Raw genomic sequence first — 14,313 nt, forward strand, 5'->3', positions numbered from 1 at the left:
ATCGCGGTCGGCTAGTGGGCCGTGTCGAGGCGGGCCTGCTCCAGCGGCGGTGGGGGCGGTGCGGCCTGCTCGGCCAGCGCCCGCAGCCCGGCCCGCCGGGCCACCACGAGCAGCCGGTCGCCCGCGCCGAACCGGTGCGCCGGGTCCGGGCGCCAGTTCACCCACTGCGAGCCGGGCCGCGACAGGCCGAGCACCCGTACGCTCAATGGCCGGTCGGCGTGCCGCAGCGCCCGGCCCGCCAGCGGCGCACCCGCGGCTACCGTGACCTCCGCGACCAGCAGGGCGTGCCGGTCGACCGGGAGGGTGGCCTTCACGTCGCGTTCCAGCATGGCGGCCGCGAACGCGGGCGCCACCAGGCGGGACACGCTGCGGGACGTGTTGATCGCGAAGGCGCTCTGCACCCGGCGCGCGAAGTCGTCGTCGAACAGGCGCAGCACCACCCGCAGGTCGTTGCGCAGCACCCGCGCGTTCAGGGCGGCCTGGAGGTTCGTCACGTCGTCGGTGGAGACGACCACGAGCGCCTTGCACGTGTCGACGGACGCGGCGCGCAGCGTCTCCTCCAGCCCCGCGTCACCGACGATGAACGGCACCCCGAGCCGCTGGGCGATCTTCGCGCCGCGGGCGTCGGCGTTGCGGTCGATCGCCACCACGTCCAGCCCGAAGTCCTTGAGCTGGCGCAGCACCCGGGTGCCCACGTTGCCGAGGCCGACCAGCACGATGTGGTCGGTGTGCGGTTGCCGGGTCCTGCCGTTGGACAGCGCGAGCCGCGTGTTGACCATGCTTTCGACCACCGCTGCGGTGATCAGCGGCAACAGCGCCAGCCCGGCGATGGTCAGCACGAGCTGGGCGGCCTGGGCGACCGCGCCGCGACTCTCCTCCACATCGGAGGAACCGACCGCGGTCAGCAACGTGACGTACAGCGATCGCCAGAATCCGTGCACGTGGTCGGAGTGGGCCAGCGCCGTACCCGCGATCAGCGTGATCGCGAGCGTGATCAGCACCGCGATGCTGAGCTTGCGGTTGAGCGCGCCGCGAACGGCCCGTCCGAGCACCGCGAACGGCCACCGCCGGCGGCGGGCCCGCACCATCCGCTGCGCGGCCACCAGGTCGCCGGCCGGGCGCCCGGTGGCCTCCGCGAGGACCAGGTCATCCGGTCTCGCGTCGGCGGGCGACGGCTCGGCCGGCAACACGGCCAGCTGCCCGTTGCCGTCGGTCGCGGTCAGCGCGCACACCACATGCCGTTCGTGTACGTCGGCCCGCCGCGCCAGATACAACGTGCGCCCGGCATGCCGGAAATAGGTCGGCGCCACCTCGCCGAGCGCCGCCGCCACGAACGCCGGGGCCGCCATCGCGGCGTCGGACAGCACCGCGCAGTCGGCGAACAGGCCGCTGACGCCGTATCCGAGGCCGGAGTTGAACATGCGGATGACCAGCCGCAGGTCCGGTTCGACGGCCTGGGCGCAGAGCGCCGCGTGCAGGTTGACCACGTCGTCCGGCATCACCAGGGCCAGCGCGGTCGCCCCGGACAGCCCGGCCGCCCGGAACGTCCGTTCGTCGAGCCGATCCGCGCGCACCACCTTGATGTTGCGCAGCTGGCCCAGGTCCGGGACGTCCGAACGCACCCGGGTGGGCGCGATGACCGTCAGCCGGATGCGGTGGCCGGCGTTCGCCAGCTCCTCGGCGAGCGTGTAGACCAGCGCGTCGGAGCCGCAGACCACGAAGTGGGGCCGGGCGTCGTCACCGTTCTGCGCGAGGCCGTCGCGGAGCCGGGACAACACGGATCGCCTCGCGGCGGCGTCACGCGGGCCCTCCGTACTCATGACTGAATCGTAGTCAGCCATGCACATTCCCGATGCCCCGCCGCCCCGCGGAGACCACCCTGGTCCACTGGGGACACCCAGACGCGCGGAGGGCCGATGTTACCGCACATTCGGCTGAATTTGGCGATACCCGCCAGGAGCAGACCGACCGCGCCGGCCGCCATGCCGATGGCGACCGCGGGAAGCCCCATGAGAACGGACGGGGCGGCCAACATGGCGACGACCCAGCGTGGCCGGCGTTCCCACCAGGCCCAAGCGGCGGCCAGAGCGGGCAGCAGGCACCCGATAACGGCCATGATGATGGAGTAACGGATGATCTCGTCGCGTCCCGGCGTGTGGGGCCACGCCTCGAAGCGCAGAGAACAGCTCTCGAAGATGAATAAGAGACCGGCGAAGACCAGAATCATGCGCAGCACCCGCTGCGTGTGGGTCACGCGCAGCGGGATGCTGCTCATGATGATCCTTTTCGAAGTGCTGTCTACCGCGAAGACAGCGTAGGTCCGATACCACACACAATGTGGGGCACCGGACCTACGTCTGGGCAAGCTGTCCATCTTCGACGTCCGGGCTAGGCCCGGTCGCGGCACTAGCAGGAGTGGATCTTGAAGCTCTCGGCCTTGTTGTCAAAATTGGCGTTGCTCAGCCGGGGGTTCGACCCGTCGTAAGACAGGCGGTACGTCGAACCCGTCCAGTTGTCGTTGTTGTACAGCGTCACGCAGTACTTACGGCTCTCGTTGATGATCGAGCTGATCTCGTTGTCACCATCCCAGCCGTCGATGCCGTACGAGCCGGGCACGGCCCTGACCTTGATGTACTCGCTTCCGCTCCAGGCCGGGTCTTCCCACATGCAGATGTAGTCGTAGGGGCAGAACGTGCCCGCCATCGCGGGGGCGGCGACAGCGAGAGTGCCCGCCGTGCCCGACATGACTGCGGCCAGGGCAGCAAAGGTCCGCCGAAGTTTCATTCCACTCTCTCATTCTCTATGTGCACTCCGCCGCATCGTGCGGTATTTGTTGACCAGGCAGTCAGAAACACACTGAAATGCGTCGCGCAAGGACACGTTTGCTGGCGCTCTCTTCCTCCAATTGCTTCACCGAACCTGGAGGCATTTTGAGCGCCTGTTCGACGAGGGAGCGTAGCCAAGCCGCCGATCATCAGCGGTCCCTGAATTAGCTTCTTACCACTCGAATCCGCCCAAAGAGGCGAGTGACCTATGTCACTCAATCGCCGACGAAGCCCCATCCGCATCAGTACCACTCAGCAGTTCTGGTTGCGTCGCGTCGCGTTGGGGCAATGAGGGCATGGACCCCGCTCGCTCAGCGCCCCGCGGCACCGACGGGCCGAGATCGTTGTCGTACACTTGTACGACGCCTGGCGGGTTGGATGTCTCGGGCATCCGAGATCCGACAGTCACCGTCAACGGCATGGAGTAGGCAGGGTCCAGGTCTTCGTATCGACGAGGAGGACGCTCTACTGTGATCGCCGGACCGACCAACAGCGATGGGCGCGCACCCGACGGCGACGACCGCCTCGTCATTCTCCGCGACCTGGTGGTCAACGACCGGCTCTGCACGCTTCGGGTCACGGTCGGCGACGGCATGGTCGGCATCGCGTTCGACGCCGCTCACACCGACGCCGCCCCGATCGTGGTCGGGTCATTGACCGGCACGATCCTCCTCGACGACCTGGTTCCCGTCACCGAAGCCATCACACTGACGCTGGGCGGCGCCGCCAAAGCCCTGGGCCTGACCGAATCGCGCCACAGCGCCGACCCGGACGAGGTGCGATCTTCATCTCGATGGCGACGAGCCTATCGGCGGCGGCGCTGGATCCGTTCGCGCACCGATTCTGCGGCCGAGCCGGATCCGGACTGACAACACCAGCCGGGGAACGGCTGCATCCGCGGCCACGGGCGGGCGCGCCCGTCGGTGGCCGCCGGGTCAGTGGGTCAGGCCCGTTCCGCCACTGCCCACCGGGCCAGCCAGAATCGGCGCGCCGGTGCCGCCGATGCCACCGCCACCACCGCCCGCCTGCGCCGGAGCATGGTGCTGGCCCCAGCCGACCGCGATGCCGCCCAACGCCACGGCACCGAACGCCACTGCCGCCACGATCACGCGACGGGCCCAGGGTCGATGAGTCCGCAAACCGATCCACTCCTTCGTCGAACCACGCGGCTGAACGCCGACGGTGCCGCAGCGGCCTACCGCCGTGCACTCACGTTCGTTCAATGTCATCACAGCTACCCGGCGGTGCAAAGGTGTCACCGGGAGGCCGCACGGCCGGGCGACGCGTCCGCCCTGCTACACCTGCAAGCCGTCAAGCAATCGGTTGAGGCCGAACTCGAACAGGCGGTCGAGATCGAAGTCGATGTCGGACTGAATGAGGGGTCGTAGCGCCGACCCGGCCGGGACCAGCTCGTCCAGTCGGGGCTCCTGCGTCCGCATCCACTCCTCGTTGTCCAGGCCGGTCTCCCGCTGCGCCTCCGACTCCGCCTCCAGGGCGGTGGCCAGGCCACGGACGAAGCTGAACAGCGTGAGGTGCACGTACAGCTGTTCCTCGGGGTTCAGCCCGGTGCCCGCGAGCGCGCCGAGGACCTCGTCGGCGATGGACAGCGCGTTGGGGACCAACTGCGGCCGGGTCAGCGACATGGCCCCAGCCAGCCAGGGGTGTCGGCGAAAGACGCGCCAGATGCTGCGCCCCACGTACGCCAGCCGGGACCTGCGCTCGCCGGTCACCGGTGCGGCGTCGCGTTCCCCCAGCGCGGCGTCGACCATGTGCAGGATCAGTTCCTCCTTGCCGGACACGTGCCGGTAGAGGGACATCGTCGCCGCTCGCAGCTCGGCCGCGATCCGCCGCATCGAGACCTCGCCCATGCCCTCGGCATCGGCGATGTCGATCGCCGTCAACACGATCCGCTCGCGATTGATCTCCGCTCCGGGTTCACGGCCCGAACCGCGTGGACGGTACGCCGCAGCCGAACCCCCGCCGGCCACCGCGGGCCGCCGGGCCGGTGGTGGCGAGACAGCAGGCCCGACCACCACAGTGCCTACACCGGGTACGGCGCGGGTCAGTCCCTCCCGCCGCAGGGCCGCATGGACCTTGGTCGCGGTGGCGATGGCCACCCCCCAGTCGCGGCAGATCCGGCGGGCGGACGGGACGGGATCGCCGGGGCGCAGCTCGCCTGCCGCGATGCGGCGCCGGATGTCGGCCACGATGCGCAAGTAGGGCGAATCCATCACCCTCGCCACCCGAGCCGTACTAGTACACCCATGTCCGCCACGTCACCCTTCCTCCGACCGCCCCGCGCCCGACCAGGTCGCGCGAAGCAGCTAACTGTACTAGTACATGAAAGACACTAAGGAGCGGGTCTTGCTCCTATTTTCACCTCCGCGATACGGTGCTCGCCGCCTGATATACAGCGTACGCAATCTTGGGGGAATCGATGACAACCGCTCTCATCTCCGGCGCCGGCATTGCCGGAACCGCCCTGGCGTACTGGCTACGCCAGTACGGCTTCACCCCGACCGTCGTCGAGGCTGCTCCCGGCCCACGGCCCGGCGGCCAGGCGGTCGATGTACGTGGAGTTGCCCGTCAGGTGGTCGAGCGCATGGGCCTCATGCCCTCGGTACGCCAGGCCAGTGTGGACGAACGCGGCATCGCGAATGTGGACGCCCGCGGCCGGTGGGTGTCCCGGATGCCGGCCGACCTGTTCGGCGGCGAGGGCATCGTCGCCGAGATCGAGATCATGCGGGGCGACCTGGTGAACATCCTCTACCAGGCAACCCGCGCGGACACCGAGTACCTGTTCGGCGATCGGATCGTCGAGCTGCGCCAGGACGACGCTGACGTGGCGGTGCGCTTCGCCAGCGGCGCCACCCGTCGCTTCGACCTGGTGGTCGGGGCGGACGGGGTGCACTCCGGGGTACGCCGGCTGGCATTCGGCCCCGAGGAGCAGTTCGTACGCCCGCTCGGGGCGTACACCGCCTATTTCACCGTGCCGGATCCGGGCGACCTGGACCACTGGTTCCTCATGTACAACGCGCCCGGCGGGCGGGTCGCCGGGATCCGGCCGGAGCGGGACGGCATGGCCAAGGCCATGCTGAGCTTCACGTCCGGTCCGCTGCGGTACGACCGGAACAACCCCGCCGAGCAGCGGCAGATCCTCGCCCGCGCGTTCGCCGGGGTGGGATGGCGGGTGCCGGACATGTTGACGGCCATGCCCACCGCGGACGACTTCTACTTCGACGGCATCTGCCAGGTACAGGTGGCCGACTGGTCCCGGGGCAGGGTCACTCTGCTCGGCGACGCCGGATATTGCGCCTCACCGCTGTCCGGGCTGGGCACCAGCCTCGCCCTGGTCTCCGCGTACGTGCTGGCCGGCGAGCTGGCCGCCTCGGGCGGGGACCACACGCTGGCGTTCCCGCGGTACCAGCACCGGCTGCGCGACTACGTCAGGCAATGCCAGGAACTACCGCCGGGCGGGGTCAAGGGTTTCGCCCCGCAGACCCGGCTGATGATCTCGGCCCGGAACCTGTCGATGCGGATGATGAACCACTGGCCGATGCGCGACATGCTGGCCAAGCAGTTCAGCAAGGCCGACGCCATCGCCCTCCCCGCGTACGCGGGATGCCACAGCGCCGGGTGAGCCCAGCCGAGAGGCGTTCGCCTACTCCTGGCCCGCCTCCGGCGTTGGTCGCTCAGGATCCTGCTGGGTCCGGCAACGGACCTGCTCACCGTGTTCGTGGTCGGCGCCCAACTCGGGGTGTAGCCGCCAGCGACAGGCCGCAGCGGGTCGACTGCCGTCTGCTCGCCCGAGGCCACGGAATGCGGACCGTCAGGGTCACGCACCGACGGTTGCCCAGCTAGGGTGTCCCGATGGCACGGCTTGAGACCGCAGAAACGATCGCCCGAAACATGACGGTGACTGCGGAAGGAATCCTCAACAACCGGGCCGACCTTGGCAGCTACCCACACCGGCACCTCTGCGTGGTGGGTGGCCGCCCAGCTGACATGGGGCGGCTGCTGGCCGTAGTGGAGCACCTGAGTCACTGGGGTTGGGAACTTGTGAACGTGACAAGCTTCGGAGAAAGTTCGACGGTGCACGCGTTCCTACGGCGGCCCCAACCGACTCAATCCCGGCCCTAACGCCAGGGCCAGGGCCAGGGCGATCCCACCCCGTGCGCCTCCGCCTGTTTTGCGCTGGTCGCCGAGCGCCCTCCGCGCGGTGCGCCCCGTGGGCGCCCTGCCCCGGAGACGCCCCGAGATCTGTCGGACGGCTGGTTGATCTTGCAAATCTCTGCACCGGCCTCGTCGGGCGCGGACGGCGGTGGCTACCAGGCGACCGACGTTGCCGTCACGGCAGGCCTCCCTAATCTTGAGACGACCGCCGCGCGCGCCCCGCTCGCATGGGTGCGACACGGGGGATGGTCTCAGTTCAGGTCTCGTTCGCGGGCGTTCGTAGGCTGGTCCATTCCGGCAGCGGGAAAGGCCGTCCGAGCGTTCCCTCGCCGCTTGCCCCGGGGCCGGACGGACCGGCGTGTCTTCAGCCGCTCCCGCGAGCGGCGCACGTGCTCGATGGCGACGGCGTCATCGCGACCAGTGCAGACGGTGGCCGACCGATCGCGCGGACGGTCAGGTTGAACCGCATTTCTTCCCGACATCGCGAATCCCGGTACCACCGGGCGTACCGGTGATACCGGGAACGTGAAGCAGGTCATGACAATGGCAAGGCCATCTGCAACTACTTGGATGCCAGCTTCACCGAATTGATCGGCGTGAGGTTGATGTCCATGTACGTGAAGGCCGGCTGGCCCGGGGTGTAGCACTTGGTGCCGTTGCGGCCGGCGCACACGTAGACCTTGGCGCCGCCGGTCTGGTTGTTGAAGATCCGGTGCATTCCGTACTGGTTGCTGATGTTGTGGGCACCGTAGGTGAGGAACTGGTAGAACGGGTGACCGCCGTTCCAACTGTTCTTGGGATAGATACACACGTATCCCGCCCGGCAGCCCTGGACCGTCGTCGCGGCCTGGGCGGGAACGGCGGTGGCGCCGAGCAGCATCGCAACGCTGGCGGCGCTGGTTGCGATCGCTGCGGCGACCCTCTTCGTCATGCGCATTTCAGGTGTCCTCCAGTCCATAGTGGGTGATTTCTCTCCCGAATGGTGAGCACAGGCAAGGCTGGACGGAGCCACCAGAACGGCAACCCGCCTATTCCAGTTCCAAGACCTTGCGAACCCCGTTTGTGACGACTAACACGTCGTCGCATCGATCATCTGTGCCAGGTGATCGGTCGTCAAGAAATGTGACCTTGTAGACTGGCGAATGTATAGACGAATCGACCACGAGGGTGCGCCTAATCCGATGCGCGCATCTCGACCATTCCGTCCGGACGACGCGAATCCCGGCAGCGCAGTAGAACCGGTGATGCCCCGAAAGTAAGATCGGAAAGGTTTGTTTACCCCCGGCCTGACCGAATTGGTCGGCTTGGAGACGATTTCTCTATGTACGGCCGGTATCAGTGATCAACACTTGTCTATGGCTACCTATTTAACCGCGACCCAGGCAAAGCTTGCCCAAACTTGAAACCGGTGCTGAGCAGAATCCGGGCATGCCTCGGCAACTGCAGCTCGGCAGGCGCGATCCTCGCTCCCGCGCCACAGATGGCATTAAGCGAGTTGACCAGATTCCACGATCGTCGCTCCAGAAGGAGGTATTGCCGATCAATATGAAATGTCCTACTTGACCTTCACGGCATCGTATCGCACGGGGATCACGACGGCCGAGCTGTTGGCCCCGGACAACGTCGCGCGCCATGTGCCCGAACGGTACTGGCGGATCTCATGAGATCGGGGTTCCGGCGTCGCGGTTGAGGTTCACCCCACCGGAGCTCATTCCTCGCGTTCACGAGGTTACCGCCGCCAACCGGGCCTGGCGTCGGCGAAGCGCCCCGTCTGCCGCCTAGACCGGCTGGAGCCCGAGCATCTCGAGACCCTGTACGCCAACATGATGCGCAAGGGCGCCGCCGCCGGTACGGCTCATCAGGCGCATCGAACGATGAAGACCGCACTGAGTCAGGCCCTGCGCCGAGGGCACGTCTCGCGGAATGTCGCCTCTCAGATCAAGGCACCTCGGCTTGATGACAGCGACATCGAGCCGTTCACGATCGCCGAGGTGCAACGCATCCTCGCTGCCGCCGCCGAAAAACGAAATGGCGTGCGCTTCGCACAGGCGCTGGCGTTGGTCTTCGCAAAGGTGAGGCACCGGGGCTGCGCTGGAGTCGAATCGATCTGAACGAAGGGATTCTTCGGACGCCCAAGCAATTGCAGCGCCAGAAGTGGCAACACGGATGCGACGACCCTGCGGCGTGCGGCGAGAACCACCACAAGTTGCTGCCCTGCAAAGACTCCGTGCAGGAAACACACGCGAACGTGTCCGTCTCTCTGTGGACCAAAATTGCGTGGGCGACGCGATGAAGTACCCCTCAACGTCACAGTGGGGGACTTCCCGAAGTGGAGGTCAAATCCCGAGCCGGTAAGCGTGCCATGGGAATACCGAAGCCGCTCCTCAAGGCCCTCCGCGAGCATCAGCAGATGCAGGATGCGGAACGCGCCGCCGCCGGGGAGTTCTGGCGCGGGGGTGACGGTTGCGTCCATGGAGGTGGTGTACGACGGGCCTGGTAGCGGGCGTGTCGTGAGATAGGAGACGGTCACCGCGGAGATCCTTTGAGACGGCTAAGTCATGATCAAAGGAGACCAACGCGATGACCGCACCTGAGAGTGTGAACCCTGCCGGGCTGTTGCGCGAGCAACTGGAGTCGGCGAGCCCGGATCTGCTCCGGGCGATGATAAAGACGTTCGCGGACGCGCTGATGAGCGCGGAGGCGGACGCGGCCTGCGGCGCCGAGTACGGCCAGCGCAGCCAGGCGCGGGTGAACTCCCGCAACGGCTACCGGCCGCGGGAGTGGGACACCCGGGCCGGCACGATCGAGCTGGCGATCCCGAAGCTGCGGTCGGGCTCCTACTTTCCCGACTGGTTGCTGACGCATCGGCGCCGCGCCGAGCAGGCCCTGGTCTCGGTGGTGGCCACCAGCTATCTGCTGGGGGTCTCGACGCGGCGGGTGGAGAAGCTGGTCGAACAGCTGGGCGTGCGGCAGCTGTCCAAGAGTCAGGTCAGTGAGATGGCCACGCATCTGGACGCGCAGGTCGAGGCGTTCCGTAACCGGCCACTGGACAGCGGCCACTACACCTTCGTCTGGCTGGACGCGCTGGTCATCAAGGTCCGCGAAGCCGGGCGGACGGTGAACGTGCACGCCCTGGTCGCCGTGGGCGTGAACGCCGACGGCGGCCGGGAAGTCCTCGGCCTGGACGTGTGCTCCGACGAAGACGGCGCCGGCTGGTTGGCGTTCCTCAGATCCCTGACGGCGCGGGGTCTGTCCGGGGTGCGGCTGGTCATCTCCGATGCCCATCGCGGCCTCGTAGGTGCGGTCGGTGCGGCGCTGCCCGGTGCGGCGTGGCAGCGGTGCCGCACCCACTACCTGCGCAACCTGCTGTCGAAGGTGCCCAAGAGCGCCCAGCCGTGGGTCGCCACCCTCGTTCGCACAGTCTTCGACCAGCCCGACGCCGACGCCGTCCGAGCCCAGTTCACCCGGGTGGTCGAGGCGATCGAGGCGAAGTTCCCCGCCGCGGCCGAGCACCTCGACGACGCCCGCGCGGACCTGCTCGCGTTCACCAGCTTCCCGCGCGAGATCTGGCGCCAGATCTGGTCCAACAACCCGCAAGAGCGGCTAAACAAGGAGATCCGCCGCCGCACCGACGTCGTGGGCATCTTCCCCAACCGGGCCGCGATCATCCGCCTCGTCGGTGCCGTGCTGGCCGAACAGACCGATGAATGGACCGAATCCCGCCGCTACATGGGACTGGAACTCCTGGGCAAAGCCCGCCTCACGCCCCTGGAAACCGAACCACCGGCAACGCCCGAAACCGACCCCACAGCCATCGCCGCATAAGATCGACCCGGATCTCCACGGTGATCGTCTTCTACACCACGCCCGTGGACGTGACCGGGGTGACTGGGTGTTCGCTCAGCCGAACGATCGGCCATTTGATCGCGGGTCCGACCATCGCGCCTGGAAGGTTCACCTGCAAGCCGCTGGGGTCGCGATGCCCGACTACACGATGCCCGGCACACGGCCGCGACGATGCTGCTGGTGCTCAACGTCCCGACCCGGGCCGTGATGGAGATCAAGGGCTGGTCGCAGGTGTCGATGACGACGCGGTATCAGCACAGCACGGCCGAGCTGGTCGCGGGGATCGCCAAGCAGGTCGGTGGCCTGCTTGGGGAGCCGGACGAGGAGAACCCGGAGAGCGACGACATGGACCCGGCGGACGGCGACTCCGGAGCCAACTGAGACGACAATTGAGACGGCAGCGGGCACCGAGGGATCGGCGCCCGCTGCTTTTGCTGTTAGATGTGGAGCCCCCGGTCGGAATCGAACCGACGACATCTCGCTTACAAGGCGAGTGCTCTGGCCAACTGAGCTACAGGGGCATGCGCCCTGAAGCATAGCCGCTCAGGGCACCGCCACCCCTGCCCCGGGGCCACGCCGTGCTCGACCGCGGGTCCACCTGGTGGCACTGGACCTTGGCAGCTGGGTGAATTTGACTTACCGTGACGGGCACGAGCCTTCCTCACCTTAGGGCGAGGTGGGCTCTCGTTCCTCCACTCGGATCGTCCGGCACGTTCCTGCCGGTGGAAAGGAAGCAGTTCACCATGGCTACGGTCACCTATGACAGCGCCTCCCGGATCTATCCCGGCCAGGAGCGTCCCGCGGTCAACGAGCTCAATCTCGAGATCGGCGACGGCGAGTTCCTGGTCCTCGTCGGTCCCTCGGGTTGTGGCAAGTCCACCAGCCTGCGCATGCTCGCCGGCCTCGAGGACGTCGACCGCGGGCGGATCCTCATCGAGGGCAAGGACGTCACCAACCTCCCCCCGAAGTCCCGCGACATCGCGATGGTCTTCCAGAACTACGCTCTGTACCCGCATATGTCGGTGTACGAGAACATGGCGTTCGCCCTCAAGCTTCGCAAAACGCCCAAGTCGGAAATCGACCGCCGGGTCAAGGAAGCCGCGGCGCTGCTGCAGCTGGACGAGTACCTGGGCCGCAAGCCGAAGGCGCTCTCCGGCGGCCAGCGCCAGCGGGTCGCCATGGGCCGGGCCATCGTGCGCGAGCCGCAGGTCTTCCTCATGGACGAGCCGCTGTCGAACCTCGACGCCAAGCTGCGCGTGCAGACCCGTTCGCAGATCGCCACGCTGCAGGCCAAGCTCGGCATCACGACCGTGTACGTGACCCACGACCAGGTCGAGGCCATGACCATGGGACACCGGGTGGCCGTCCTGCTCGACGGCGTGCTGCAGCAGTGCGACACCCCGCGCGCCCTGTACGACACCCCGGGCAACGTCTTCGTCGCGGGCTTCATCGGCTCCCCGGCGATGAACATCAAGACCGTGACGCTGTCCGAGACCGGCGCCGCCTTCGGCCCGATGCTGCTGCCGCTGGCCCGCGAGCAGGTCGCGGCAGCGCGCAGCGGCGGCGACGCCACGGTCACCATCGGCTTCCGGCCGGAGGCCACCGAGCTGGTGTCGCCGACCGCGGGCGGCATGCCGATCGTCGTGGACCTCGTCGAGGACCTCGGCTCGGACGCCAACGTGTACGGCCACGCGGCCCTGGAAGGCGGCTCGGAGCGCTTCGTCGTCCGCACGGACCGGCGCAGCATGCCGACGATGGGCGAGACCGTGTTCATCCGGCCGCAGCCGGAGAACGTGCACGTCTTCAACGCCACCACGGGCGTACGCATCTGAATCTGATCCGCGGTGAAGGCCGGCCCCGCGCGGGGCCGGCCTTCATCGTGTTCAACCCGCGAAGCGCCGCAGCACGAAGTCCTCGTCGGCCACGCAGGCCAGCACCTCGGTGTTCCAGGCGCAGGTCGCAGACCGTACCCCGCTGAGCGGGCCCAGTTCGACGGCCTCGTCGCCGAGGTGCTCCCCGGCCACCGACGGGTCGTCCGGTGACCTCGACAGCGGCTTGGCGAAGCGCAGCAGGTTGCCGCCGTCCAGGCGGGCGGCCGCGCCGTCGCGGGTCCAGCGGACCGTCCCGTCCGCGCCGAGCAGGCTGACCTTCGTGGGCGTGGTGTTCTGCGCGGCCAGCAGCGAGTCGCCCAGGGGCACGAGGTCGTCCGTGTCGGCCAGTGCCCGCGCCCACCGCCGCCCGCCCTCGGCCGCGTCCACGGCCACCACCTGGGCGGTCTTGGCGTCGGAACTGGCCGTCTGCACGGCGCAGACCCGGTCGGTGCCGCACGGCGTCAACTGCGCGAACCGGGTGTTGTCGTCCGGCGCCGTGTAGAGCACCCGCGGCTCGCCCAGCTTCGCCAGGTCGTACGCGACGATCCGGTGGGCGTCGTCCGACTCGGCCACGATCAGCCTGCCGTCGTGGGCGAGGACCGGGTCGTCGGGGTCGGCCACGCTCTGCCGGGGCGCCACCAGCACCGTGCCTGTCTTGGCGTCGATGACCCGGGCCGAACGGTCCGCGCTGATCTGCACGATGCGCCGATCGTCGTCCAGCGGCGCGGCGAACGGCTCCCCCTTGGCCGAGGCGGGCGTCGCCACGTCGTCGGGGGTGGTGACGGCCACGACGGTCGTGTCGTGCGACCCGGACGACGTGGTGGGGTTCTTCAGCTCCCAGCGGACCCGGCCCTGACCGCCTACGTCCAGGCCGAGCAGCCGATTCTCCTCGCGGTCCGCCAGCACCACGGTGTCCTCGGCGAACAGCACGGTGTCGTCGTCGCCGATGAGCCGCTCCCACAGCAGCTTGCCGTCGCCCGGGTCGAGCAGCACCATCCGGCGGTGGTCGTCGTCCTCGGCGGAGATTGCGACCACGGCATCGGGCAACGCCACGAGCCGCTCCCAGTCCTGGGCGGCGCCCGCCGCGGGACTGCCCCACAACCGTTCCCCGGTGCCGGCGTCGGCGGCCACGACACCGAGGGTCCCGTCGTCCGAGACGCTCGCGAAGAACGCCCGGTCGCCACGCACCGTGGCCGCGGCGAAACGGGAGGTCACGGCCACGGCCGGGGCCACCCTGCGGGGGTCGGAGAGGGCGTGGAAGTCCAGCGCCGGATACCTCGGCCAGAACACCACGACCAGGGTCGCCACCACGCCGAGCACGACCGCCGAGGCGGCGGCCACCAGCCAGAACAGCTTCTTCCGGTACGCCGGAACCCGGTCGCCGCGCCGCGCGGTCACCCCGTCCGCGGTCCCGTCCGGCCAGGTCGGCGACGTCGCCGGATAGGCGTCGTGAGCGGGCTCCGCGACGATCCCGGCGGAGGCCCACGGGTCGACCGGTGCGGCGTAGCTCGGCTCGGCACCCTGCGTCGACCCCGCCCGGGCGGGGTGCGGGGTGCCGGGTTCGACACCCCGGGTGAAGTCGGGACCGGTCATGCTGC

13 protein-coding genes and 1 tRNA gene are annotated in these 14,313 nt (G+C 68.5%); 6 read left to right on the plus strand and 8 right to left on the minus strand.

All coding sequences use genetic code 11. The features are described from left to right. Nucleotides 1-11: 11 nt before the first annotated feature. The 3 genes from ACMCNO_RS32670 to ACMCNO_RS32680 all read right to left on the minus strand — a co-directional run bounded on the left by ACMCNO_RS32670 (nt 12) and on the right by ACMCNO_RS32680 (nt 2,784). Complete coding sequence (locus ACMCNO_RS32670) at nt 12-1,820, minus strand: NAD-binding protein (protein WP_412753260.1); 1,809 nt, start codon at nt 1,818-1,820, stop codon at nt 12-14. Next, nucleotides 1,817-2,275, minus strand: a complete 459-nt coding sequence (locus ACMCNO_RS32675; protein ID WP_412753261.1) for a hypothetical protein — start codon at nt 2,273-2,275, stop codon at nt 1,817-1,819. Before ACMCNO_RS32675 ends, ACMCNO_RS32670 begins: the two co-directional genes overlap by 4 nt. Nucleotides 2,276-2,406: 131 nt before the next feature. After that, nucleotides 2,407-2,784 carry a peptidase inhibitor family I36 protein gene (locus ACMCNO_RS32680; protein WP_412753262.1) on the minus strand — a complete coding sequence of 126 codons (378 nt, stop codon included), beginning with the start codon at nt 2,782-2,784 and terminating at the stop codon, nt 2,407-2,409. A gap of 511 nt (nt 2,785-3,295) precedes the next feature. Here ACMCNO_RS32680 and ACMCNO_RS32685 point away from each other — a divergent pair. Further along, nucleotides 3,296-3,694: a hypothetical protein gene (locus ACMCNO_RS32685; protein WP_412753263.1), complete on the plus strand. Its 399-nt coding sequence runs from the start codon at nt 3,296-3,298 to the stop codon at nt 3,692-3,694. A gap of 66 nt (nt 3,695-3,760) precedes the next feature. Here the strand turns inward: ACMCNO_RS32685 and ACMCNO_RS32690 are convergent, their stop codons facing one another. After that, the gene (locus tag ACMCNO_RS32690; RefSeq protein WP_412753264.1) at nt 3,761-4,054 is read right to left on the minus strand and encodes a hypothetical protein; all 294 of its coding nucleotides are present in this window, start codon (nt 4,052-4,054) and stop codon (nt 3,761-3,763) included. Nucleotides 4,055-4,120: 66 nt separating this feature from the next. Continuing rightward, entirely contained in the window at nt 4,121-5,056 is a 936-nt protein-coding gene (locus tag ACMCNO_RS32695; protein ID WP_412753265.1) for a TetR/AcrR family transcriptional regulator C-terminal domain-containing protein, read from the minus strand. A 206-nt stretch (nt 5,057-5,262) separates the two neighbouring features. Between ACMCNO_RS32695 and ACMCNO_RS32700 the strand changes: the two genes are divergently transcribed. Continuing rightward, nucleotides 5,263-6,465 carry an FAD-dependent monooxygenase gene (locus ACMCNO_RS32700; RefSeq protein ID WP_412753266.1) on the plus strand — a complete coding sequence of 401 codons (1,203 nt, stop codon included), beginning with the start codon at nt 5,263-5,265 and terminating at the stop codon, nt 6,463-6,465. 1,095 nt (nt 6,466-7,560) lie between these two features. Here ACMCNO_RS32700 and ACMCNO_RS32705 read toward each other — a convergent pair. Next, entirely contained in the window at nt 7,561-7,935 is a 375-nt protein-coding gene (locus ACMCNO_RS32705) for a hypothetical protein (protein ID WP_412753267.1), read from the minus strand. Between the two features lie 886 nt (nt 7,936-8,821). Here ACMCNO_RS32705 and ACMCNO_RS32710 point away from each other — a divergent pair. The 3 genes from ACMCNO_RS32710 to ACMCNO_RS32720 all read left to right on the plus strand — a co-directional run bounded on the left by ACMCNO_RS32710 (nt 8,822) and on the right by ACMCNO_RS32720 (nt 11,225). Further along, a complete protein-coding gene (locus ACMCNO_RS32710; protein ID WP_412753268.1) occupies nt 8,822-9,109 on the plus strand; it encodes a hypothetical protein in 288 nt (95 codons plus the stop codon). Between the two features lie 469 nt (nt 9,110-9,578). Next, nucleotides 9,579-10,823 carry an IS256 family transposase gene (locus ACMCNO_RS32715; protein ID WP_412751203.1) on the plus strand — a complete coding sequence of 415 codons (1,245 nt, stop codon included), beginning with the start codon at nt 9,579-9,581 and terminating at the stop codon, nt 10,821-10,823. Between the two features lie 192 nt (nt 10,824-11,015). Continuing rightward, nucleotides 11,016-11,225: a hypothetical protein gene (locus ACMCNO_RS32720; RefSeq protein WP_412753269.1), complete on the plus strand. Its 210-nt coding sequence runs from the start codon at nt 11,016-11,018 to the stop codon at nt 11,223-11,225. Between the two features lie 63 nt (nt 11,226-11,288). On the opposite strand, the gene ACMCNO_RS32725 is transcribed toward ACMCNO_RS32720, so the two are convergent. Next, nucleotides 11,289-11,365, minus strand: a tRNA-Thr gene (locus ACMCNO_RS32725). Nucleotides 11,366-11,587: 222 nt separating this feature from the next. Between ACMCNO_RS32725 and ACMCNO_RS32730 the strand changes: the two genes are divergently transcribed. Continuing rightward, nucleotides 11,588-12,676 carry an ABC transporter ATP-binding protein gene (locus ACMCNO_RS32730; protein WP_412753270.1) on the plus strand — a complete coding sequence of 363 codons (1,089 nt, stop codon included), beginning with the start codon at nt 11,588-11,590 and terminating at the stop codon, nt 12,674-12,676. Nucleotides 12,677-12,727: 51 nt separating this feature from the next. Here ACMCNO_RS32730 and ACMCNO_RS32735 read toward each other — a convergent pair whose 3' ends face one another. Next, nucleotides 12,728-14,308: a PQQ-binding-like beta-propeller repeat protein gene (locus ACMCNO_RS32735; RefSeq protein WP_412753271.1), complete on the minus strand. Its 1,581-nt coding sequence runs from the start codon at nt 14,306-14,308 to the stop codon at nt 12,728-12,730. Between the last annotated feature and the right edge of the window lie 5 nt (nt 14,309-14,313).

Source organism: Krasilnikovia sp. M28-CT-15 (assembly GCF_047159595.1).
Lineage (GTDB): Bacteria > Actinomycetota > Actinomycetes > Mycobacteriales > Micromonosporaceae > Actinoplanes.

Excerpts from the sequence above, each read along its gene's own strand:
- ACMCNO_RS32715 (WP_412751203.1), top strand. The coding sequence starts at position 9,579 with ATGACCGCACCTGAGAGTGTGAACCCTGCCGGGCTGTTGCGCGAGCAA.
- ACMCNO_RS32700 (WP_412753266.1), top strand. The coding sequence starts at position 5,263 with ATGACAACCGCTCTCATCTCCGGCGCCGGCATTGCCGGAACCGCCCTG.
- ACMCNO_RS32730 (WP_412753270.1), top strand. The coding sequence starts at position 11,588 with ATGGCTACGGTCACCTATGACAGCGCCTCCCGGATCTATCCCGGCCAG.
- ACMCNO_RS32705 (WP_412753267.1), bottom strand. The coding sequence starts at position 7,935 with ATGCGCATGACGAAGAGGGTCGCCGCAGCGATCGCAACCAGCGCCGCC.
- ACMCNO_RS32710 (WP_412753268.1), top strand. The coding sequence starts at position 8,822 with ATGATGCGCAAGGGCGCCGCCGCCGGTACGGCTCATCAGGCGCATCGA.
- ACMCNO_RS32690 (WP_412753264.1), bottom strand. The coding sequence starts at position 4,054 with ATGACATTGAACGAACGTGAGTGCACGGCGGTAGGCCGCTGCGGCACC.
- ACMCNO_RS32670 (WP_412753260.1), bottom strand. The coding sequence starts at position 1,820 with ATGAGTACGGAGGGCCCGCGTGACGCCGCCGCGAGGCGATCCGTGTTG.
- ACMCNO_RS32675 (WP_412753261.1), bottom strand. The coding sequence starts at position 2,275 with ATGAGCAGCATCCCGCTGCGCGTGACCCACACGCAGCGGGTGCTGCGC.
- ACMCNO_RS32680 (WP_412753262.1), bottom strand. The coding sequence starts at position 2,784 with ATGAAACTTCGGCGGACCTTTGCTGCCCTGGCCGCAGTCATGTCGGGC.
- ACMCNO_RS32735 (WP_412753271.1), bottom strand. The coding sequence starts at position 14,308 with ATGACCGGTCCCGACTTCACCCGGGGTGTCGAACCCGGCACCCCGCAC.
- ACMCNO_RS32720 (WP_412753269.1), top strand. The coding sequence starts at position 11,016 with ATGCTGCTGGTGCTCAACGTCCCGACCCGGGCCGTGATGGAGATCAAG.
- ACMCNO_RS32695 (WP_412753265.1), bottom strand. The coding sequence starts at position 5,056 with ATGGATTCGCCCTACTTGCGCATCGTGGCCGACATCCGGCGCCGCATC.